The 22,172-nt window shown below is 39.2% G+C and carries 15 protein-coding genes, 2 tRNA genes and 2 rRNA genes; 1 reads left to right on the top strand and 18 read right to left on the bottom strand.

The genetic code is table 11. The features are described 5' to 3' along the window. Positions 1-23: 23 nt before the first annotated feature. From CYJ72_RS06665 to CYJ72_RS06595, 15 genes are all read right to left on the bottom strand, one after another. Positions 24-2,904: ribosomal RNA gene (locus CYJ72_RS06665) — 23S ribosomal RNA — on the bottom strand. A 200-nt stretch (positions 2,905-3,104) separates the two neighbouring features. Beyond that, positions 3,105-3,177: transfer RNA gene (locus CYJ72_RS06660), tRNA-Ala, on the bottom strand. Between the two features lie 42 nt (positions 3,178-3,219). Next, positions 3,220-3,293: transfer RNA gene (locus CYJ72_RS06655), tRNA-Ile, on the bottom strand. 67 nt (positions 3,294-3,360) lie between these two features. After that, positions 3,361-4,909, bottom strand: a 16S ribosomal RNA gene (locus tag CYJ72_RS06650). The 16S and 23S rRNA genes sit together here with 2 tRNA genes alongside, the layout of an rRNA operon. A gap of 385 nt (positions 4,910-5,294) precedes the next feature. Then, positions 5,295-6,272, bottom strand: a complete 978-nt coding sequence (locus CYJ72_RS06645) for an IS30 family transposase (protein ID WP_101813433.1) — start codon at positions 6,270-6,272, stop codon at positions 5,295-5,297. Positions 6,273-7,070: 798 nt separating this feature from the next. Next, the gene (gene recA / locus CYJ72_RS06640; RefSeq protein WP_066125654.1) at positions 7,071-8,120 is read right to left on the bottom strand and encodes a recombinase RecA; all 1,050 of its coding nucleotides are present in this window, start codon (positions 8,118-8,120) and stop codon (positions 7,071-7,073) included. A gap of 60 nt (positions 8,121-8,180) precedes the next feature. After that, a complete protein-coding gene (locus CYJ72_RS06635; protein ID WP_066125650.1) occupies positions 8,181-9,065 on the bottom strand; it encodes a UTP--glucose-1-phosphate uridylyltransferase in 885 nt (294 codons plus the stop codon). Positions 9,066-9,158: 93 nt separating this feature from the next. Then, positions 9,159-10,457: a ClC family H(+)/Cl(-) exchange transporter gene (locus CYJ72_RS06630; RefSeq protein WP_284628795.1), complete on the bottom strand. Its 1,299-nt coding sequence runs from the start codon at positions 10,455-10,457 to the stop codon at positions 9,159-9,161. Between the two features lie 353 nt (positions 10,458-10,810). Then, positions 10,811-12,424 carry a C40 family peptidase gene (locus CYJ72_RS06625; RefSeq protein WP_101813028.1) on the bottom strand — a complete coding sequence of 538 codons (1,614 nt, stop codon included), beginning with the start codon at positions 12,422-12,424 and terminating at the stop codon, positions 10,811-10,813. 458 nt (positions 12,425-12,882) lie between these two features. Further along, positions 12,883-14,151, bottom strand: coding sequence for a tyrosine--tRNA ligase (gene tyrS, locus CYJ72_RS06620; protein ID WP_101813056.1), 1,269 nt, complete (start codon positions 14,149-14,151; stop codon positions 12,883-12,885). An 80-nt stretch (positions 14,152-14,231) separates the two neighbouring features. Then, a complete protein-coding gene (locus CYJ72_RS06615) occupies positions 14,232-14,396 on the bottom strand; it encodes a hypothetical protein (RefSeq protein ID WP_157064777.1) in 165 nt (54 codons plus the stop codon). Beyond that, positions 14,396-15,076, bottom strand: coding sequence for an NAD(P)H-dependent oxidoreductase (locus CYJ72_RS06610; protein WP_180764752.1), 681 nt, complete (start codon positions 15,074-15,076; stop codon positions 14,396-14,398). Before CYJ72_RS06610 ends, CYJ72_RS06615 begins: the two co-directional genes overlap by 1 nt. Positions 15,077-15,171: 95 nt before the next feature. Continuing rightward, positions 15,172-16,257: a hypothetical protein gene (locus CYJ72_RS06605; RefSeq protein WP_284628791.1), complete on the bottom strand. Its 1,086-nt coding sequence runs from the start codon at positions 16,255-16,257 to the stop codon at positions 15,172-15,174. An 87-nt stretch (positions 16,258-16,344) separates the two neighbouring features. Further along, positions 16,345-17,766 carry a sensor histidine kinase gene (locus CYJ72_RS06600; RefSeq protein ID WP_101813031.1) on the bottom strand — a complete coding sequence of 474 codons (1,422 nt, stop codon included), beginning with the start codon at positions 17,764-17,766 and terminating at the stop codon, positions 16,345-16,347. 1 nt (position 17,767) lies between these two features. Beyond that, the gene (locus CYJ72_RS06595; protein WP_284628789.1) at positions 17,768-18,481 is read right to left on the bottom strand and encodes a response regulator transcription factor; all 714 of its coding nucleotides are present in this window, start codon (positions 18,479-18,481) and stop codon (positions 17,768-17,770) included. 134 nt (positions 18,482-18,615) lie between these two features. Here CYJ72_RS06595 and CYJ72_RS06590 point away from each other — a divergent pair, with 134 nt between their 5' ends. Continuing rightward, a complete protein-coding gene (locus CYJ72_RS06590) occupies positions 18,616-19,029 on the top strand; it encodes a single-stranded DNA-binding protein (protein WP_066125634.1) in 414 nt (137 codons plus the stop codon). A 283-nt stretch (positions 19,030-19,312) separates the two neighbouring features. Here the strand turns inward: CYJ72_RS06590 and whiA are convergent, their stop codons facing one another. The 3 genes from whiA to rapZ are packed head-to-tail and all read right to left on the bottom strand — an operon-like array spanning position 19,313 to position 22,157. Next, the gene (gene whiA, locus CYJ72_RS06585; protein ID WP_071408992.1) at positions 19,313-20,239 is read right to left on the bottom strand and encodes a DNA-binding protein WhiA; all 927 of its coding nucleotides are present in this window, start codon (positions 20,237-20,239) and stop codon (positions 19,313-19,315) included. Between the two features lie 17 nt (positions 20,240-20,256). Then, a complete protein-coding gene (locus tag CYJ72_RS06580; protein WP_066125630.1) occupies positions 20,257-21,273 on the bottom strand; it encodes a gluconeogenesis factor YvcK family protein in 1,017 nt (338 codons plus the stop codon). Beyond that, positions 21,270-22,157 (bottom strand): RNase adapter RapZ, encoded by an 888-nt coding sequence (gene rapZ, locus CYJ72_RS06575; protein ID WP_066125628.1) that lies wholly within the window; start codon positions 22,155-22,157, stop codon positions 21,270-21,272. The genes CYJ72_RS06580 and rapZ overlap by 4 nt, the downstream gene beginning before the upstream one ends. Positions 22,158-22,172: the final 15 nt, after the last annotated feature.

Here is a 22,172-nt window from a genome sequence, read left to right as displayed (position 1 = left end):
AAACCTTTCAACCTTAAATCTTCGTGGTTAAGTCCTCGACCGATTAGTACTAGTCCGCTCCATATATCACTATACTTCCACTTCTAGCCTATCTACCTGATCGTCTCTCAGGGGTCTTACTTCTTACGAATGGGAAATCTCATCTTGAAGCTGGCTTCGCGCTTAGATGCTTTCAGCGCTTATCCTTCCCACACATAGCTACCCAGCGATGCTCCTGGCGGAACAACTGGTACACCAGCGGTGCGTCCATCCCGGTCCTCTCGTACTAAGGATAGCTCTTCTCAAATTTCCTACGCCCGCGACGGATAGGGACCGAACTGTCTCACGACGTTCTGAACCCAGCTCGCGTACCGCTTTAATGGGCGAACAGCCCAACCCTTGGGACCGACTTCAGCCCCAGGATGCGATGAGCCGACATCGAGGTGCCAAACCTCCCCGTCGATGTGAACTCTTGGGGGAGATAAGCCTGTTATCCCCAGGGTAGCTTTTATCCGTTGAGCGATGGCCCTTCCATACGGTACCACCGGATCACTAAGCCCGACTTTCGTCCCTGCTCGACTTGTAGGTCTCGCAGTCAAGCTCCCTTCTGCCTTTGCACTCTACGAATGATTTCCAACCATTCTGAGGGAACCTTTGGGCGCCTCCGTTACACTTTAGGAGGCGACCGCCCCAGTCAAACTGTCCACCTGACACTGTCTCCCGTTGCCTTACAACGCGGGTTAGAGGGTTCATATCACAAGGGTAGTATCCCACCAGCGCCTCCTCGTAAACTGGCGTTCACGATTCTTAAGCTCCTACCTATCCTGTACATGTCACACAAACACTCAATATCAAGTTACAGTAAAGCTCCATGGGGTCTTTCCGTCCTGTCGCGGGTAACCTGCATCTTCACAGGTACTATAATTTCACCGAGTCTCTCGTTGAGACAGTGCCCAGATCGTTACGCCTTTCGTGCGGGTCGGAACTTACCCGACAAGGAATTTCGCTACCTTAGGACCGTTATAGTTACGGCCGCCGTTTACTGGGGCTTCAATTCGAAGCGTCGCTTGCGCTAACCTCTCCTCTTAACCTTCCAGCACCGGGCAGGCGTCAGCCCCTATACGTCATCTTTCGATTTGGCAGAGACCTGTGTTTTTGATAAACAGTCGCCTGGACCTATTCACTGCGGCTGGTATTTCTACCAGCACCCCTTCTCCCGAAGTTACGGGGTCATTTTGCCGAGTTCCTTAACGAGAGTTCTCTCGATCACCTTAGTGTTCTCCACTTGACTACCTGTGTCGGTTTGCGGTACGGGTTCATGTTATCTCGCTAGAAGCTTTTCTCGACAGTTTGATTATCCACCTTCGCTACTTTATTCGCTACGCTTCACAGCTCATCCTTTAAAGTAAAAGCATTTCACTCTTACTAAAACTCACTGCTTGCACATCCTCTTCCATCCGGATGCGTGGAGTCACCTCCTGTGTCCCTCCTTCACTCAATCGATAACATCAAGTACAGGAATCTCTACCTGTTGTCCATCGCTTACGCCTATCGGCTTGGGCTTAGGTCCCGACTAACCCAGGGCGGACGAGCCTTCCCCTGGAAACCTTAGTCTATCGGTGGACGGGATTCTCACCCGTCTTGCGCTACTCATACCGGCATTCTCACTTCTATACGCTCCAACACTCCTCACGGTATGCCTTCGCCGCATATAGAACGCTCTCCTACCACTCTAGTCTTAAACTAGAATCCACAGCTTCGGTGTATTGTTTAGCCCCGGTACATTTTCGGCGCAGAATCACTCGACTAGTGAGCTATTACGCACTCTTTAAATGATGGCTGCTTCTAAGCCAACATCCTAGCTGTCTGTGCAACTCCACATCCTTTTCCACTTAACAATTACTTGGGGACCTTAGCTGGTGGGCTGGGCTGTTTCCCTTTCGACTACGGATCTTATCACTCGCAGTCTGACTCCCAGAGATGAGTCCTTGGCATTCGGAGTTTATCTGAATTCGGTAAAACTTGCGTCCCCCTCGTTCAAACAGTGCTCTACCTCCATGACTCTTACTCTGAGGCTATACCTAAATATATTTCGGAGAGAACCAGCTATCTCCAAGTTCGATTGGAATTTCTCCGCTACCCACAAGTCATCCAAACACTTTTCAACGTGTCCTGGTTCGGTCCTCCAGTGTGTCTTACCACACCTTCAACCTGCTCATGGGTAGGTCACTTGGTTTCGGGTCGACAACAACATACTCTCGCCCTATTCAGACTCGCTTTCGCTTCGGCTCCGTTTCTTCAACTTAACCTCGCATGTTATCGTCACTCGCCGGTCCATTCTACAAAAGGTACACCATCACCCCTTAACGGGCTCTGATTACTTGTAGGCACACGGTTTCAGGTACTCTTTCACTCCCCTCCAGGGGTGCTTTTCACCTTTCCCTCACGGTACTGGTTCACTATCGGTCACTAGGGAGTATTTAGCCTTGCCAGATGGTCCTGGCGGATTCCAACGGGATTCCTCGTGTCCCGCCGTACTCAGGATACTCCTAAAGCTTCAGTCAGTTTCGTATACAGGGCTCTCACCTTGTCTCGCTCTGCTTCCCATCAGATTCTACTACTCACTTCGGTCTTATATCGGAGTCCTACAACCCCATTGTGCATGCACAATGGTTTGGGCTCTTCCCTTTTCGCTCGCCGCTACTTAGGGAATCGATTTTTCTTTCTCTTCCTGCAGGTACTTAGATGTTTCAGTTCTCTGCGTCTTCCTCGCTTACGCGTACTGCATTTAGCAGTGGGTTCCCCCATTCGGATATCTCTGGATCATAGCTTACTTACAGCTCCCCAAAGCGTTTCGTCGTTCGTCACGTCCTTCATCGGCTCCTAGTGCCAAGGCATTCACCGTGCGCCCTTTGTTTCTTAACCACATTTTTGCGCTCGTAAAGGCTCTTCCCCTTTACTCTTATTTTCTCTATATTATTATATAGACTCGGTCAATTCTCGGTTTATTATATCTTTCTCTTGAAATTATATAATCTATATTGATTACTCCTGTTAAAATAATCAATATGGTTTGTTTTGTTATTCAGTTTTCAATGAACTATGATGTTAGTCTTCACTAACAATGGAGAATAGCGGGATTGAACCGCTGACCTCCTGCGTGCAAAGCAGGCGCTCTCCCAGCTGAGCTAATCCCCCGTGCTAGTATTCTATTATACCATATTGTTGCTTTTAGAGCAATGGGCCTAAATGGATTCGAACCATCGACCTCACCCTTATCAGGGGTGCGCTCTAACCAACTGAGCTATAGGCCCGTTTAGTGAACCTCACTCAAAACTGAACAATGACAATACCTACTTGTGTAGTTCCAGTACTCCTTAGAAAGGAGGTGATCCAGCCGCACCTTCCGATACGGCTACCTTGTTACGACTTCACCCCAATCATCCATCCCACCTTCGACGGCTCCCTCCTATTGGTTAGGCCACCGGCTTCGGGTGTTACAAACTCTCGTGGTGTGACGGGCGGTGTGTACAAGACCCGGGAACGTATTCACCGCGGCGTGCTGATCCGCGATTACTAGCGATTCCGGCTTCATGTAGTCGAGTTGCAGACTACAATCCGAACTGAGAATGGCTTTTAGAGATTGGCATGCTCTTGCGAGTTAGCGACTCGTTGTACCATCCATTGTAGCACGTGTGTAGCCCAGGTCATAAGGGGCATGATGATTTGACGTCATCCCCACCTTCCTCCGGTTTGTCACCGGCAGTCTAACTAGAGTCCCCATCTCAATGCTGGCAACTAGTTATAAGGGTTGCGCTCGTTGCGGGACTTAACCCAACATCTCACGACACGAGCTGACGACAACCATGCACCACCTGTCTTCTTGCCCCGAAGGGTTTCTCTTATCTCTAAGATATGCAAGAGATGTCAAGACCTGGTAAGGTTCTTCGCGTTGCTTCGAATTAAACCACATGCTCCACCGCTTGTGCGGGTCCCCGTCAATTCCTTTGAGTTTCAACCTTGCGGTCGTACTCCCCAGGCGGAGTGCTTATTGCGTTAACGCCAGCACTGAAGGGTGGAAACCCTCCAACACTTAGCACTCATCGTTTACGGCGTGGACTACCAGGGTATCTAATCCTGTTCGCTCCCCACGCTTTCGAGCCTCAGTGTCAGTTACAGACCAGAAAGCCGCTTTCGCCACTGGTGTTCCTCCATATATCTACGCATTTCACCGCTACACATGGAATTCCGCTTTCCTCTTCTGCACTCAAGTTCCCCAGTTTCCAATGACCCTCCACGGTTAAGCCGTGGGCTTTCACATCAGACTTAAGAAACCACCTGCGCTCCCTTTACGCCCAATAAATCCGGACAACGCTTGCCACCTACGTATTACCGCGGCTGCTGGCACGTAGTTAGCCGTGGCTTTCTGGTTAGATACCGTCAATCTACTAACATTTCCTCTAGTAGCCGTTCTTCTCTAACAACAGTGCTTTACGATCCGAAAACCTTCTTCACACACGCGGCGTTGCTCCGTCAGACTTGCGTCCATTGCGGAAGATTCCCTACTGCTGCCTCCCGTAGGAGTTTGGGCCGTGTCTCAGTCCCAATGTGGCCGATCACCCTCTCAGGTCGGCTATGCATCATCGCCTTGGTAAGCCGTTACCTTACCAACTAGCTAATGCACCGCGGGGCCATCCTTTAATGATGCCGTAGCACCTTTCCCAACTTAACCAGGCGGTTAAGTTGTCTATGCGGTATTAGCAGTCGTTTCCGACTGTTATCCCCCACTAAAGGGCAGGTTCCCCACGTGTTACTCACCCGTGCGCCACTAACCTTAACCAGAACAAGTTCAAGTTATGGTTCGTTCGACTTGCATGTATTAGGCACGCCGCCAGCGTTCGTCCTGAGCCAGGATCAAACTCTCATGAAAGTTTCATGAGTCGTTTCAGACTCTTACTAATTACTAGCTTGTATATTTATAGAGTTACCACTCTGTCTCGAATTTATATTCGGGTATGTTGTGATAATTCTTTTGAATTATCCCCTACACATTTTTGGTGTTTGTCTTTGTTCAGTTTTCAATGAGCTTCGTTGTTGCTTGCTTAAGCAACTTCTATATAGTATCACGTTTGATTGAAACTGTCAACAAGTTTTTTCAACTTTTTTTATTTCTTTTTCAATCTTTCGTCTTGTTCTCTTGGAACTCCCTTATAGTATCATGTTATCTGACACTCGTCAACACCTTTTTTACTTTATTTTTACATTTTTCATCTATTACTTATAAAATCGTTTAAAAGGCAAATTTCAAGTTTAAATTAGCCAGCGTACATCATCTCAAATGGTGATTTGTAGTTGAACATTCTTTTCGGATAATGATTAATCCAGTTTTCGATTTTCTTTACTTCTAATTCCGTTACATCTGTTGTTCCTTTAGGTAAAAACCGCCTTATTAGTCGATTGTGGTTTTCGTTTGTTCCCCGTTCATAAGAACAATAAGGATGGGCATAATAAATATGCTCATAAGGAAAGACTTCATGCAGTCTAAAAAATTCAACACCATTATCCGCAGTAATTGATTTAATCGCATATTCATTGAGAATATCTAATAAAGCATTATTGACGGATGCCGCCTGTTTATTTGGAATCAGTCGAATAATTTGATGGCGTGTCCGACGATCGGTTAATACGAGTAAACATTTATTGGTCTTGCGCGTTAGAATCACGGTATCAATTTCATAATGACCGTACTCACCACGCTGATTAATGACTTCCGGACGCATTTCTATAGATTGACCTTTAACTCTAAATTGCGAGCTAGTATTCTTGCGTTTTTTCTTTGATTTACGCGGATAAAGTAAGTCATTCGATGTTAAGCCTAAATGTCCGTTATGAATCCAATAGTAAATCGTTGAAACAGGAACGTTGACAAGATTAGAATGAACGATCATTTCTGGTGAATATTTCATTTCGGTCAGAAAATGAACGAGTGTTTCTTTGGTTTCCTTATCAAGTGACACTTTGCGTCCGCACTTGTCGCGCTGTTTTAAATACTGAGAATGAGCATACTCAGCAGAATAAATCTTTTTGAAGCGACCTTTTCTAACTTGTTGAAGAACGAGCCCTCTTTTTATTTCATTATGAATCGTTTGAGGGGCTTTATCTAGAAGACGCGCAATTTCACGATTAGACTTACCACTATGGTGCCAACGCTCAATATTATGACGATCGTCCAAGGTTAAATGTTTATTTCGGGTCTTGCTTTCTGCTGAAAATGAATTATAATGATGATACATCTTAAAACGTCCTTTATTCTGGTTTTGTCACTACAATAATAACGTTTTGAGATGTTTTTTTCTATACTTTTTCTATACCGTAGCACTTGACTGAATCGTCGAATCGGGTGCGGGGTCACTCCCCGACCTTCCGCACTTCGCTTAAATTTTCGGTCGAGTCATTTAGCTTACCCGATTCTCCCATTAAGTAAAGTGCTACTGTTGTATTGAAAGCCATAAAATAGTTCCCCTCCCAACCGCAACTAGCAGCTTTATTTTCAATCATAAAAATGGGGAGGATACACAATTTAAGTGGCTAATTTAATTTTAGAACTTTCAAAAATCGTTTAAAATGATGTTATCGCTCTTTAATACTGGCAACTTGTATGAAATCTATCATTAGGAGATTAGGTATCTTTACTTATTAATCATCTATATCGACACTTAATATTGATCGCAAGTTTTATAATAGACTTAACTTACATTTTTGATTACTATTTGTGAGCGATTATTTTCCCATTTTGATATATCTCTCTAAATCAAGGTGAATTTGTATTTGTTTGATTGCTTTGATATCTTTACTTTCCTGCATTTATAGCTTAGGCACCAGTAAAGCTTTCTTTTTTAACAATTTAAGAATTACTTCTTTTTCTATTTAAAGTTTTCGCCAATGATAATATTATTTACTTTTAAACAACCTCTTTCCGTTTCGTTAAGATTTACACATTTTAATAAAGCCCCCTAAAAATTATATCTAACATTTTTAGGGGACTCTATTATATTTTATTCATCTCAAATTATGTTTTTCAGTTGTCATTCTTATTTAATATCGAATAAAGCTTCTACAGATTCCTCTGAATCACTTGCTTTATCTTTGTTATTAGAAATATTATAGAAACTTCTTACTTTATCGAAAATCTCCTGTAATAATTCTGGATTTTCTTCCAAGTAAACTTTAGCATTCTCACGTCCTTGACCTAATCTAATGTCACCATATGAATACCATGATCCTGCTTTTTTAATAATATCGGCATCGGCGGCTAAGTCTACCAATTCGCCGATTTGTGAAATTCCTTTTCCATACATGATGTCTACGAAGACTTCTTTAAATGGTGGTGCAACTTTATTTTTTACAATCTTAATTTTGGTTCTATTTCCGATCATTTGTGTGCCATCTTTGATAATTTCACCACGTCGTACTTCCATACGAATTGTTGAGTAAAATTTTAAAGCACGTCCGCCTGGCGTAACTTCTGGATTACCATATACTACCCCTACTTTTTCTCTTAATTGATTGATGAAGAAGCAGATGGTTTTTGTTTTATTGATAGTACCTGAAAGTTTACGTAATGCTTGTGACATTAATCTGGCTTGTAACCCTACATGGGAGTCTCCCATTTCTCCTTCGATCTCGGCTCTTGGTACTAAGGCTGCAACAGAGTCAACTACAATGATGTCAATGGCCCCCGTTGCTACTAATGCATCGGCGATGGCTAAACCTTGTTCTCCAGTATCAGGTTGTGATAACAATAACTCATCGATATTGACACCTAAATTAGTTGCGTACGCAGGATCTAGTGCATGCTCAGCATCAATAAAGGCAGCTGTTCCACCTTGTTTTTGCACCTCAGCAATAGCATGTAATGCTACAGTTGTTTTACCTGATGATTCTGGTCCGTAACACTCAATGATACGACCTCTTGGATAACCACCGACTCCTAATGCAATATCAAGACCTAATGATCCTGATGGAATGGTTGAAATTTGCGTTTCAGTTTTCTCACCCATTCTCATAATCGATCCTTTTCCAAAGTCTTTTTCTATTTGTTTTAAAGCTTTATCTAAAGCTATTTGACGTTCTTTATCCAACTCTTCCCCTCCATTTAGATAATTGTCTAATTATAAATACGCAAATAAACGTATTTAACTCTATTGTTTTAGTTGTTTTACTAGCTCAATTAAATATTTTTTTAAATCCTGACTCGTTTCAGGATGTCTCAAGCCATATTGTAAGCTGTATTCCAAATAGCCTAATTTGTCACCAACATCAAATCGTTCACCCTCAATAACTTTAGCAAGAACTTTATTTGCTTGAGATAGTTGATTAATAGCATCAGTTAATTGAATTTCTTCATCAACACCTGGTTTTAATGACTCTAACACTTCAAATATATCCGGAGTTAATATATATCGTCCCGCTATAACTAAATTCGAAGGTTGATCTGCTTTACTTGGTTTTTCGACAAATGATTTGACAGAAAAAACCTTTTCATCAGACACTTCACTAGATTCCTTTTGTACAAAACCATATTTTTTCTCTGGTGTATTTTCCATTTCGACAACAGCTAGACAGGCCGATTGATGTTCTTCATATAAATCAATTAGTTGCTTGGTCACCGGGATATTCCCTTCGGTAATGTTATCACCTAGTAATACCGCAAAAGGTTCATTAGCAACGAATGCTTTCGCATGTAAGATGGCATCGCCTAAACCAAGCGGATAAGATTGGCGAACAAAATATAAACCTTCTCTGGTAGTCGATTTTACAATATTTAATAACGCGTCTTTACCATTTTCAGCTAAATTTTGTTCTAATTCATAATTCGAATCAAAATGATCTTCAATTGAGCGTTTTTGTTTACCGGTAATAATCAATACTTCTTCAATTCCTGAATCAAAAGCCTCTTCTACTATAAATTGGATAATTGGTTTATCAACAATGGGTAACAATTCTTTAGAACTTGCTTTCGTTGCTGGAAAAAAACCCGTTCCATAACCGGCAGCTGGAATAACTGCTTTACGTACTTTTGTCATGTAATGCCTCCTCACATTCTTAAATATTATACCATAGAAACTATTCATATTCCTATCTCAAGCTTTCATACAAATAACATACAGACCATTATCTTAACTTTGATGAATCTTTTTTTGATCCCGATACAGTCTTTTAGCTAGTACTTCATAAATAGGGTGTACACCTAATAACGTAGCCACAAAATAAGAGACTAAGACACAAATTGCAATTGGAACTAACCGTGTCATTCCTCCTACCATTTCGGTCACTAATAATATGGCCGTAAATGGTGCTTTACTAATAGAGGCGAAATACCCCGCCATCGAGAACATGACCAGATAAGATATAAACCCTTCCGGAAAATCAAAGTATTGTGTTGCAATTGTTGTAAAAATAAGTCCGTGAAGCGCCCCTAGGGTTAATATCGGCAAGAAAATACCTCCTGGTAAACCCGAACCAAAAGATAACATTGAGAAAGTAAAGCGTAATAGCAAAAACAAAATTAACATGCTTAATGAAAAATGATTATTTAATAAAAAAAGGATTAAAGGTCCTCCACCACCTAATAAAAAAGGAAAGAAAATCCCTAAGGGAATTATCAAAACTAATGGCACTAAACCATAGTAATGTTTATTTATGAACGGAAAAAAAATCTTAAAAATCGTTGGTAAAGATAAGGTTACTTTTGAATATAAATAGCCACCAAAAGCAAGAAAAACACCCAAAACTACCAGCCAATAATATTCATTTGGTGGAAAAGTGTGCTCATTCAATAACATTAAAGTAGCTTGATGTCCAAAAACCTTTGCCGAAACTTGATGGGCCGTTAATGAAGAGGTTAAAATCATTAAAATAATTTGATGGTTCATCTTCTTATAGAGCTCTTCAATTGAAAACATTAATCCTGCTAATGGAGCATTGAAAGCAGCGGCTACCCCTGCACTTGCTCCGCAAGCGATGAGAGCTTTTTTAGTCCGATCATCAAGTTTAAGAGTTTGACTTAATCCTAGTCCTACTACCGACCCTAGCTGAATTGACGGACCTTCTCGCCCTAACATCAATCCTGAACCAATTGCCAATGTACCAACAGTAAATTTTTTCCAAAGTACACTCCACCAGTTCATTGATAACTTTCCATGCATTTGTAATTCTACTTGTGGAATGCCACTTCCTTTAATGTCTTTATCCGTTTTAGTGACAATTGATAATAACCATCCTAATATCAATGAAGCCATTAACCACAACACCATTATCAAGGCATTACCTTTCATTTGATGGTAGAGATCTCCAACCTGAGAATAGATAATCCCTATTCCAAATCGAAACGCACTTACTATCACACCTGAAATAGCTCCAACAACAATCCCTAGCACTAACATTTTTATTTGCTTGCTTAGACAATAACTTTCCAATTTATTCACCTCTATGTTCCAATGTATAGTATATCAAAGCCGATAGAACAAAAAAGGTTCATCAAAAAAATTTTTAACAATTGCCGATGCAACTAAAAAACGCTTCAACTTTTTATTATTGGTTTATAAAGATGGGAAAATTAAAACTTATTATCTCATCGCAGTATTGTTTAGGAGTTTAAAAATTCTGATTTTTTTATCAATGCACAAAATCGAATTACTCACCTTTTTACGCCAATGTTTTTAAAAAATCCTCTCGGAAATCTCAATCAATAAAGGTCCTATATCATTCTTTTGAAACATGACAAAAATACCAAGTAGCTTAGGGCCACTTGGTAAGTTTATTTATTATTTTATTGTACATTGACACGTACTGCAAAGCTTGGCATGAAGTATGAACTAACTGAGTTATACTCTAATGGTGTTCCAGGTTGAGAAGCGTGGATGTAACCACCACCACCTGTTGCGATTGCAACATGGTATGTTCCTCCTGGTGATCCCCAGAAATATAAATCTCCTGGTTGAGCTTCAGCTACACTAATTTGAGTACCAGCATATTCTTGTGCTCCAGTATAACCACCTACATCAATACCATAAGTTTGCATAAATACATATTGTACGAAACCTGAGCAGTCAAATCCGCTAGGTGATTTTCCACCCCATACATATGGAGTTCCTAAATATTGTGAAGCATTACTTAGTAATGCAGAAACATTTCCGGTTGCCGCTGGTGCTGATGCTGCCGCCTCTTCTTCAGCTGCAATTCGTGCTGCTTCTTCCTCAGCTGCAATACGCGCCGCTTCTTCTTCAGCTGCAATTCGCGCTGCTTCTTCTTCAGCTGCAATTCGCGCTGCTTCTTCGGCTTCATAATTATCTTCATTTCCAAAGTCATCAACAACTGGTGCCTCTGTTACTGTCTCTTCGACAGCTGGCGCTTCAGTCACTTCTGCTACTGTCTCTTCGACAACTGGTGCTTCAGTCACTTCCGCTACTGTTTCTTCAACAACGGGTGCTTCTGTTACTTCTGCTACTGTTTCTTCGACAACTGGTGCTTCTGTTACTTCTGCTACTGTTTCTTCAACAACTGGTGCTTCTGTTACTTCTGCTACTGTTTCTTCGATAACTGGTGCTGCTACTTCAGGTAACTCTACTTCGTTGGCTACAGTTGTTTCTTCGACCTGAGCTGCTGCCGCAACTAATGCCGCTTCTTGAGCTGCTGCTTCTTCGGCCGCCATACGAGCTGCTGCTTCTGCTTGCGCAATAGCAATCGCTTGTTGTTCTTCGAAAGCTGCTTTTTCTGCAACTAAAGCATCACGATGTCCCGCTGCTAAAGTAATGTCTCCAGTAAGCGCGTTATAAACTTCTTCGTTAGCATTTTGTTGCTCTTCTAATGAAGCTTTCAAACCTTCTAATTCGATTTGTTTATTAATTTTTTCTTCTTTTGCCGCTTTTACTTCATCTTGTTTTTTAACAACTTGTTCTTTATCTTCTTTTTGAGTTGCTAATAAATCTTTATTTGAAGAAACCATTTTACGAACAACGTCTAAACGTCCAACAAATTCGCTAATAGATTCTGAAGAAGCAATTAAGCTTAAGTAATTAGTGCTACCACCATTCGCTTGAACTGCTCTTGCTTGATTATCTAATAGTTCTTCACGTTTTGCGATTAATTCTTCTAATTCTTCGATTTGTCCGTTTAATTCTTTAATTGCTTCATCGTCTTTGGCGATTTCAGCTAATAAAGTTTCAGCTTCTTCTTTTAATGCTGTTAAAGCTTCGTATCCTAAAGCTAATTCAGAATATAAGGTTGCTTGTTGAGCTGATAAATTATCAATTGCAGCTTGAGTATCATTAATAAGTGTATCATAATCTTGTGCAAATGTTGCGATCGGTGAAGCAACAGAGCCTAATATGATCGTTGACGTAAATAAGGTTTTAAATGCTTTTTTAGTAAAGCTCAGCTTCATTGGTCCATCTCTCCTAGTTAAAATATTTTTATATATCATTCAGTATATGAGGGGTCTCCCCCCTCTTTAATTAGCTGAGACTATCTTAACACATGCAAATCGGATATTGTTGAATTTATCCAAATCGTATTTACTTTGTAACATAGTTGTAAACTTACTCAATGCTTTTCACCTCAATGTTACAAACTATAAAAAACAGGGAGTGTACCAGAAGTAGAAAACCGGATAGTTTTCGTTTCTTCTGCCCATCCCCGTAAGACAGTTGAGGCTACTCAACCACTGTGCTTTTTATTAACGAGTAACAACTTGACTGAATTGAACATGTATGAGCTTAGACTCATTAAGACGCAGTTTGAGGCCGCTCAACCAATGCGCAATAAATTAAATAGATGAGACCAAACAGTTAATTAATGTGTTGCTTAACGTCTGTTAGTCGAATAAAAAAATTCTACTTAATTTTAGTCAGTTAAAGTAACTAAATAATAATTTTTCTTACCACGTCGAACAATAATATATTTGCCACCAATCGCATCATCGGTAGAAACTTCATAATCGACATCGGTAATTTTATTGCCATTTAAGCTTATCGCACCATTGGTAATAAATTCTCTCGATTGACGACGCGAATTGACAATACCAGTGTCAACTAACCATACCGCCAAATTCTGAGTCGCTTGCTTAGCTTCAAATTGTGGCATGTTTTTAAATCCTTCTTCAATTTGCTTTTCAGAAAGATTTTGAACATCCCCTGAGAAAAGAGCTTCAGTGATTTGGATTGCTTCTGCTAATTCTTGTTCACCGTGGACAAACTTCGTTATTTCTTCTGCTAGTGTTTTTTGTGCTAATCGCAAATGAGGTTCATTTTTAACTGACTCTTCTAGCTTATTAATTTCTTCCTTCGATAAGAAAGTGAAATATTTTAAGAATTTTACTACATCTTCATCTGCTTGATTTAACCAGAATTGGTAGAATTCATAAGGCGTTGTTTTTTCCGGATCTAACCATACTGCACCGCCAGCTGTTTTACCGAATTTTGTTCCATCGGATTTAAGCATCAATGGGATGGTCAAGCCATAGACATCTGCTTCATGACCTTGAGTACGTCGGATATAATCTAAACCGGAAGTAATATTCCCCCATTGATCAGCCCCGCCAATTTGTAATTGCACATCGTGATTTTTATGTAAATAAGCAAAATCGATTGATTGTAAAATTTGGTATGAGAATTCCGTAAATGAAATCCCTACTTCTAATCGACTTGAGACGATATCTTTAGCTAACATAGTATTAATATTAAAATGCTTCCCATAGTCACGTAAAAAATCTAAGAGTGAAATTTGACTTAACCAATCATAGTTGTTAACAATTCTAAAGCCGCTATTAGCGACGTCACCTTTCAAGAATAACTTATCAAACTGTGCTGCTAACTTACGTGCATTCTCATTAACGGTATCCATTGTTTGTAATGAACGCTCTGAAGTACGTCCACTCGGATCTCCAATCGAACCAGTTGCACCCCCAATTAACACTACCGGTTTATGTCCCGCTAACTGAAATCTCTTTAGTACCATAAATGGAATTAGATGCCCAATGTGCATCGAAACTCCTGTTGGGTCCACTCCACAGTAGAGACCTATTGATTTGGTTTCTATTAATTTCTTTAATCCTTCTGCATCGGTCTGTTGATTAATGGCTCCACGCCATTCTAATTCTTCAATAATTGACAACATCCTCGCTCCTTCTCATTCATCTGTTATTATTATAGTTTGTATAGTTTGTATTATCAACTTTTAATCTAACTTTTATCTTACCATTCAGATGGACTCCAAGCTTTACCATCCAATTCTCCTTTTAATTGCTCGATGCGATCTTGCTGTTTTTGGTCTAGTTCTTTTAAAACGGTTAGTAATTGACGCAAAGGGTAGTCCTTAAGCTCATTGGCAAGTGGTTCTAATAAGTTCTCATCCCACATTACATTTCCTCCTCCAAATTGATTCCCATCAACTCTTCAATTTCGAACTCTTGCATTTCCAAATGTGAGATAAACGCCTGCCACAAAGGAGCCAAATTATGATCAGCAGCTATTTCTTCACCAATTAAGGTTTTTGCTCGAGCAATGATAAACCTCTGATAATTAGTTAAACGTTCCTCTTCGTTTGTCTCTAAGTAAAACAAATAACGCCACATCAAATGAGCTTTTTGTTGCTCATTCATATATTGGAATTGATGGATTGCGAAGATGGGTTTATAGTTCATCTTAAAATGACGCGCCAGCACTTCAAAGTTTGAGAGTAATTCAGAAACAGTTCTCCCCTCTCTTCCACCAGATTGATAATGCTCTTTCTTACCGCCTACCACTACCACAATCCCTAACGTTTTACCTTTGAGTTGACTTGGTTTTAATGTAGACCATACTTGATTAATCCATTCAAATAAGATTCCTGGGGCTTGATACCAATACATTGGAAATTGAAAAATAATTTGATCAGCGGCTAACAAGCGATCTTGTTCTTGTTCAATTACTAAATTATTCATCATCTCATATAAGTTCACATATTGAGCTTGAGAATAATTTAACCCTGACTCTAGTAAATATTGTTGGCTACTTGATTGATTAACATCCGGATGAGCAATATAACAAACAGTCTTCATCATACACCTCTTCTAATCTATTTGCCTTCATACATCTTTTTTATTCATATAGTGGAATGAGGCTCGGACGTTTGGTCCCAGCCTCATAAATAAAATTATTCAGTTTGATCTGATGAAACAGGTGGCTCAGGAGTCGGTTCTGCAGTTGTCGGCGGTTCCGTGACCGGTGGCTCTGTTACCGGTGGCTCTGTTGTTGGCGGCTCCGTTACTGGCGGTACTGTTACCGGTGGTTCCGTATATGACGGTTCAGGCACATATTGACTTTCTTCCGTGACAATTTCTTCCGTTACCACTTCTTCTGTTGTTTCTGTTTCAGTTTCTGTCGCTTCTAGCGTCTCACGATTTTCTTTCATCAACTTGGTTAGTAATTGAGACGGTTCTGCTGCAACTAAAGCAATATCATAATAACCTGGAATCTCACTTGCAATCTCAGTGAATGCTTTTAAGAAGACAGATAAATATTGATCTGCTTTTTCATTCAATTGTTTTAATAAGTTGTCATCTGTCACTTTGTCACGTAATTTTTCAAAATCACGTAAAGCTTTCGCAATATTACCAATTTGACCATCTTCAATATCAATTGCTTCTACTTTATTTAAGGCTTCAAGCGCTTTGTCAAAGTTTTCAAATTGATCTTTGGCCTCGTTAATTAATTCCGTAATGGCAGTATTGAATTTATCTTCAGGAACCTCTTCGTCATCTAACAATAAACGCTTAGGCATGGTATCAATAAAATCGGTCGCCACTTTTTCAACATCTGCTAATTTAAGGTTATCGGCTAAAACTTTTTTAGTCGCTACTTGATCACCTTTGATAACAGGGGTTGCTGAGCCACTGTATAAATGATTAACCGCATCTAAGGCCGCTTTTTTCCATTCGACAATTTCAATTTCTACTAAGACTTTATTTTTGTCAGCTGTTGAAGCATTGACCGTATCGATTGCTTCTTTTAATTGAGTTAACTCTTCATCAGCGATAGGTTCTTCCCTTAAGAATGATTTCTCATTAGGATTAACATAATAGCTACCTATCTGTTGAACCACTTGATCCAATTGTTGAACTGTATTTACGCTCACCGGTTGAGTTGGTTTTGCTGTTTTATTCATACGGGTCGCGTAAAGCAACACACCAATCAACGCTAACAGGACAAGAATAACCAGTCCTTTAAAAATATTTTTCACTCATTTCACCTACTACTTAATATTTTCACAAAATACTAGCGTTATTATACAATTCATTAATATAATTGTAAAGGTCTGAACTGAATTCTATCGTGTGCTTGTTGAAGTTTGGTCAGGAATGGTAATAATAAATTTCGTTCCTTGTCCCAATTCACTTTCGACTTCAACTGTTCCAGAATGCGCTTCTACCAATGATTTCACGACAGCTAAACCAATCCCCGACTCACCAAACTCGGTATTTTTCCGTGAGATATCCGCTTTATAAAATCTCTCCCAAATACTTTTTATTTTTTCTGGTTCAATGCCAATACCATGGTCTTCAATCTCAATGCTAACACCCGCATGAACTTTAGTTGCACGTAGATTTATGTCGCTATCTTTTGAAAACTGGATGGCATTATTAACGATATTGATGATAATTTGTAGAATACGATCGTTATCGGCCCAGATTTTTAAATTTTCGGGAACAGAAATGACAATATGATTATTCTTCAAAGAGGCTTTGCTCTCCATTTGCGATTTAATTTGTTCAAAGAGTTGCTTAACATCAAGCCATTGTGGCTTCAAGACGATTTGTTGACTTCGAATCTTCTCATAATCGAGGTTTTCATTGACCAAACGGATTAAACGTTGGGTTTCTTTCATCACCAAATTCAAACTACGTTCTTTTTGCTCCTCAGGAATCATATCATATTGAAGCCCTTCTAAAACGCCACTCATTGTCGTTAAAGGGGTTCTCATTTCGTGGGCAGCATCCATCATCATTTGACGGCGTAGTGTTTCTTGTCTTTGAATTTCTTCTTCTGAAGCTTGTAATGAATTAGCCATTACTTGAAAATCGCGAGCTAAATCACTTAACTCATCGCTTCCTTGTGTATCCAATTCAATTTCATAATTTCCCGAAGCAATTTGCCGAGTCGCCATCTGCAGTTTTTGAATTTTATTTGATTGATACATGGCATACAAAATGGACATCACAATTCCAAGTCCAGCTGAAATCAAAAAGCCAAGCATAATATTTTGCTGAACCGCTTCTACTTGTTGGTCCAATTCCGATAAAGGAGCCCCAATACTGATAATCCCTTCAGGAAATTCACTATATCCCCCTTGATTCGATACATAAACTGTCGCCATATTAACGAGTACACCATTGCTATCATAACGGGTACTTCTTTGGATACCAATGGTTTGATCTTTCGTTATGCGACTTAACTGTTGTTCGGTAAGCTGCAATTTATTTCGCTGGTCGTAGGAAGGATAAATAATCGTTCCGTCACTTAAGTAAACTTGAATGACAATTTCTTTATCTTGTAAAAGTTCAGAGGCTCTTTCTAAATCATTTCTTGTAAAATGGTTGGCCACAATATTGGTCCCGTACTGTATAAGTTCTTCTTGCTTATCTTGGAAAATACGGTTAGATATATACCGACTTGTTAAATAAGCACTTAACCCTAACGCAACCATCAAAACCGCCATGACCCCAATAATTTGTTGCCATAACAACTTCATCTTATTCGCCTACTTCTTCATATTTGTAGCCAACACCCCAAACCGTTTGAATTACTTGTGGTCCGACTACTTCTATTTTTTGTCTTAATTTTTTTATGTGTGCGTCAACGGTTCGTTCATCACCATAAAACGGATCCTCCCATAAGCTTTTTAGTAATTGTTCCCGACTGAAAACTCGCTTAGGATGGCTCGCAAACATAATTAACAATTCGAATTCTTTTGGTGTTAAATTCTCGATTAATTGGTCATTATAATACGCTTCTCGATTATTAGTACTGATTTTCATTGAGTCTGTTACGACATCAAATGAACCTTCATCAACTGTTTCAACAGTCTTTTCTGGCTCTAAGTGTGCGCGACGATGTAAAGCTTTCATTCTCGCCAATAAAGTGAGCGGACTAAATGGTTTCGTGACATAATCATCTGCTCCCATTTCCAAACCAATGACTTGGTCACTTTCAGAGTCATGGGCAGTTAGCATGATAATTGGTAATGTTTTGGAAATGTCTCGCATTTTCCGACAAATTTGAATGCCATCCATCGAAGGTAAATTAATATCTAAAATAGCTAAATCCCAATTATTTGGATCGGCTTCATATGCTTTATAGCCTTCAAGGCCATCATGATAAAAAGTCGCTGTAAATTGTTCTTTTTCAAAAAACATCGACATCATTTCTGTAACTGATTCATTATCTTCAATCATAATTATACGCATAATAATTCCTCCTTATCGTGTCAATTTCATTATACATCAATTTTTGAAATTATTAGAATAATATTACTATCAAAAAAAGTGTTTTTATACAAAAATGTGTATTTATAAGTAAAAGAAAGACAGGAGAGATATAAATGAATCATGTTGTTTTAGTTGGGAGAATCGTTCGTGACCATGACTTAAAGACCGTCAATGACGACCATCGCGTCATTAACAATACTTTGGCGATTAATCGACGTCAACGCAATAAAGAAGGTGCTTTAATGGCAGACTTTATCCCTTTTGTTGCTTGGGATCATTTAGCTGATATCTTGGATAAGTATTCAATAAAAGGCCAACGTATCGCGATTAGCGGTCGCATGCAAAGTCGAAATTACCAAAATAGTGACGGAGAGACCGTCTATACTGTGGAATGCGTTGTCTCTGAAATCACCCTTTTAGACCGGCCTAATGGTACTCGCGAAGAGGGGTTACAATTTTCTGATGAAATAACTGAAGCTTTAAAACATGAAACGATGGAAACGAATCAAGAATTAAGTACGCCATAACACTTTCATAATAAAAGAAAAGTGGTCCATCATTCGTGATGAAAATCATTGTTACTCATTACTCAAAATAATGATAATAAACCATCGATATTTTTATTAATGACGATTGTCTCCCCCTCAATACAAAAAACATCGTGTTCTCTATGAGCTCCAAAAGGTTAGATTTTCGGTCTAACTTGCGGGTTCACTACAAACACGATGTTTATTTTACTTTTTATTACTTAATAATATTCATCCTTTAATCGGTAAAAAGAACATTGTTTCAAACAAATAAAAGAGGTTGTTAATTAGACAGCTCCTCAGCAATTTGAACGAGTTTTCTTAATCGATGGTTCACTCCAGATTTAGAAATCGGTCCACCTGGAATTAATTCACCAATTTCCTTCATCCCTAAATCGGGATTGTCTAATCGAAATTGCGCCATCTCTCTTAATTTTTCTGGTAAAGAATCTAATCCTCGTTTTTCAATAATTAATTCAATGGCTTCTCTTTGTCGATTGGAAGCTTCAACCACTTTATTTAGGTTGGCATTTTCACAGTTTACTAAACGATTAACAGAATTTCGCATATCACGGACAATCCGAATATCTTCAAATTTTAACATTGCTCGATTAGCCCCAATAATCGCTAGAAAGTCTGATATTTTCTCCGCTTCTTTAATATACGTAATATAGCCATTGCGTCGGGTAATGGTCTTGGCGTTTAAATTAAAATCATTCATCATTTTACAAATATCTTCATTATGAGATTCATAATTCGAATAAATTTCTAAATGATAACTATTGGCCTCAGGATTATTAACCGATCCTCCCGCCATAAAGGCTCCTCTTAAATAAGAACGTTTTTTCTGATCATTCTCCATAATTTCAGGTGCTACATCCGCTTTAATAAAAGCACCATCAAAGATACCTAAAATTTCCAGCACTTCTTTAACATTTTGTCGGCAACGTACAATATAAACATTATTTTTCTTTAATTTCATCTTTCGACGAACAATTAATTCACTGTCAACAGCAAAATGTTGTTTAAATAAAGTATACATTCGTCTAGCAATCGCTGCATTTTCACTTTGAACATTTAAAATGAGAGACTGTTGATAGATACTCACGGCTCCGTTCATACGGATAAGCGCTGTTAACTCTGCTTTCGCATGTTCCCGATGTACTTCAATTAAGGTACATTCTTTTTTTACCTCCGAAGCAAAAGTCAACGGTCCATCACACCCTTCTATTTTGATAATTTACTTCTTACATATAATTTATGTGTATCTAATAAATGAGCTAATTCCTCAACCACTAGTTCAGTATCGTGATATGCCCCACCATTTTTCATACTTAAAAAACTATTTGAAATGACGCGGACACCCTGACTTCTTAAGCCCATAAAATCATGTTTAACTTGTAATAAATATTCTTCATTCGGTTGGTTTAAAATATAGTCTTCTGGTACTTCGGCAATATTCACTAAAACCGTATCGATATAATGACCGCCTAAATGCTGGTTTAAAACTTCAACATGGTTGGCATCGGTAAAGGATTCTGTTTCTCCTAATTGGGTCATGATATTACAAATATAGATCACTTCTGCTGAGGTATTGCGAATCGCTTCTCCAATCTCGTCAATCATTAAATTAGGCAGTATGCTAGTATATAAACTCCCCGGTCCTAAAACAATCATATCGGCTTCCATTATCGCTTCAACTACTTTCGGACTGGCAATTTTCGCTTCATCACCAAGACGGGTCGTTACTGAAACTTCCTTAATCTTTTTGCGATGTTTGGCTATCTGAGACTCACCAACCGCAATCGTACCATCTTCAAATAACGCATTCAATACTAATGGTTCTTGTGCTGCTGGCAATATTTTTCCTTTTACCTTCATATACTTAGACAATATTTCCAAAGATTTATCCAACGAACCATTCATTTCTTTTAAGGCAGCGATGATTAAATTCCCAATGGCATGTCCTGCTAAAAAGGCATCTTCACTATCAAAGCGATACTGAAATACATCCAGTAATAATGGGTCACTTTCAGATAACGCAACCATACAATTTCGTATGTCGCCCGGAGGAACGACGTTAATATAGTCTCGAATAACGCCACTACTTCCCCCATCATCAGCAACCGTTACGATGGCACTCACATAAGCATTTAAATGCTTGAGTCCTTTTAAAATGACCGGTAGTCCGGTTCCGCCTCCAATAACGGCTACTTTATATTTTAGTTTATTTTCTTCACTCATGATCTAACTACACTTTCTTTTTTCTTAAAGCGATCGCGATGAGAGATTTTAGTTTCATAACCGCTATTCATTAAATGACGTCCCACTCGTTCGGCTAAAGCAATCGAACGGTGTTGTCCTCCAGTACAGCCAATTCCAATCACGACACTAGACTTACCTTCTTTTTTATAACCTGGTAGACATAATTCAATTAAATCAATAAATTTTGCATAGAAAGCTTGTGTCTCGGGTTGTTTCATCACATAATCGTAGACATCTTGATCCAATCCGGTCTTATCTCTTAGCTCATCCACATAATGCGGATTAGGTAAGAAGCGCACATCCATCATCACATCTACATCGATTGGCGCACCATATTTAAAACCAAACGACACTACTTGCACATGAAATGTTGATTGCTTTTCAGTTGCAAAAATACTAATCAATTGTTCACGTAATTGTCTCGGCGTAATATCACTCGTATTAATAATCGTTTGTGCACGACTTCTTAAATCCTTCAGCATTTCACGCTCAAGTTTAATTCCCTCACTCACACGTCCCATGGTTGCTAATGGATGATTTCTGCGTGTTTCTTTATATCTTGATACTAACGCTTGATCATCGGCTTCTAAAAATAGAATCTTGGTGGTAATCATTTGTGTATTATCCATTTTAGAAATAACATTGGTTAATTCATCAAAAAAATCACGCGATCTTAAATCAATTACTAATGCAATCTTCGTAATTTTTCCTGATTCCTTGATTAATTCCCAGAATGTCGGGAGCAAGTTAGGTGGCATATTATCCACGCAATAATATCCCAAATCTTCGAAACTTTGAACTGCAACTGTTTTACCAGCACCACTCATACCAGTAATAATGACTAATTCAAGAGCATCTGACATGGAATCGCCTCATTT

Source organism: Globicatella sanguinis (genome assembly GCF_002847845.2).
Taxonomy (GTDB): Bacteria; Bacillota; Bacilli; order Lactobacillales; family Aerococcaceae; genus Globicatella; species Globicatella sanguinis.
Note: the sequence above shows the minus strand (reverse complement) of the source record. Positions and strands in the feature narration are given on the sequence as shown.

Coding starts and splice junctions, on each gene's coding strand:
- CYJ72_RS06645 (WP_101813433.1), bottom strand. CDS start 6,272: ATGTATCATCATTATAATTCATTTTCAGCAGAAAGCAAGACCCGAAAT.
- CYJ72_RS06635 (WP_066125650.1), bottom strand. CDS start 9,065: ATGACAAAAGTACGTAAAGCAGTTATTCCAGCTGCCGGTTATGGAACG.
- CYJ72_RS06625 (WP_101813028.1), bottom strand. CDS start 12,424: ATGAAGCTGAGCTTTACTAAAAAAGCATTTAAAACCTTATTTACGTCA.
- CYJ72_RS06615 (WP_157064777.1), bottom strand. CDS start 14,396: ATGTGGGATGAGAACTTATTAGAACCACTTGCCAATGAGCTTAAGGAC.
- CYJ72_RS06610 (WP_180764752.1), bottom strand. CDS start 15,076: ATGAAGACTGTTTGTTATATTGCTCATCCGGATGTTAATCAATCAAGT.
- CYJ72_RS06600 (WP_101813031.1), bottom strand. CDS start 17,766: ATGAAGTTGTTATGGCAACAAATTATTGGGGTCATGGCGGTTTTGATG.
- CYJ72_RS06595 (WP_284628789.1), bottom strand. CDS start 18,481: ATGCGTATAATTATGATTGAAGATAATGAATCAGTTACAGAAATGATG.
- CYJ72_RS06590 (WP_066125634.1), top strand. CDS start 18,616: ATGAATCATGTTGTTTTAGTTGGGAGAATCGTTCGTGACCATGACTTA.
- CYJ72_RS06580 (WP_066125630.1), bottom strand. CDS start 21,273: ATGAGTGAAGAAAATAAACTAAAATATAAAGTAGCCGTTATTGGAGGC.
- rapZ (WP_066125628.1), bottom strand. CDS start 22,157: ATGTCAGATGCTCTTGAATTAGTCATTATTACTGGTATGAGTGGTGCT.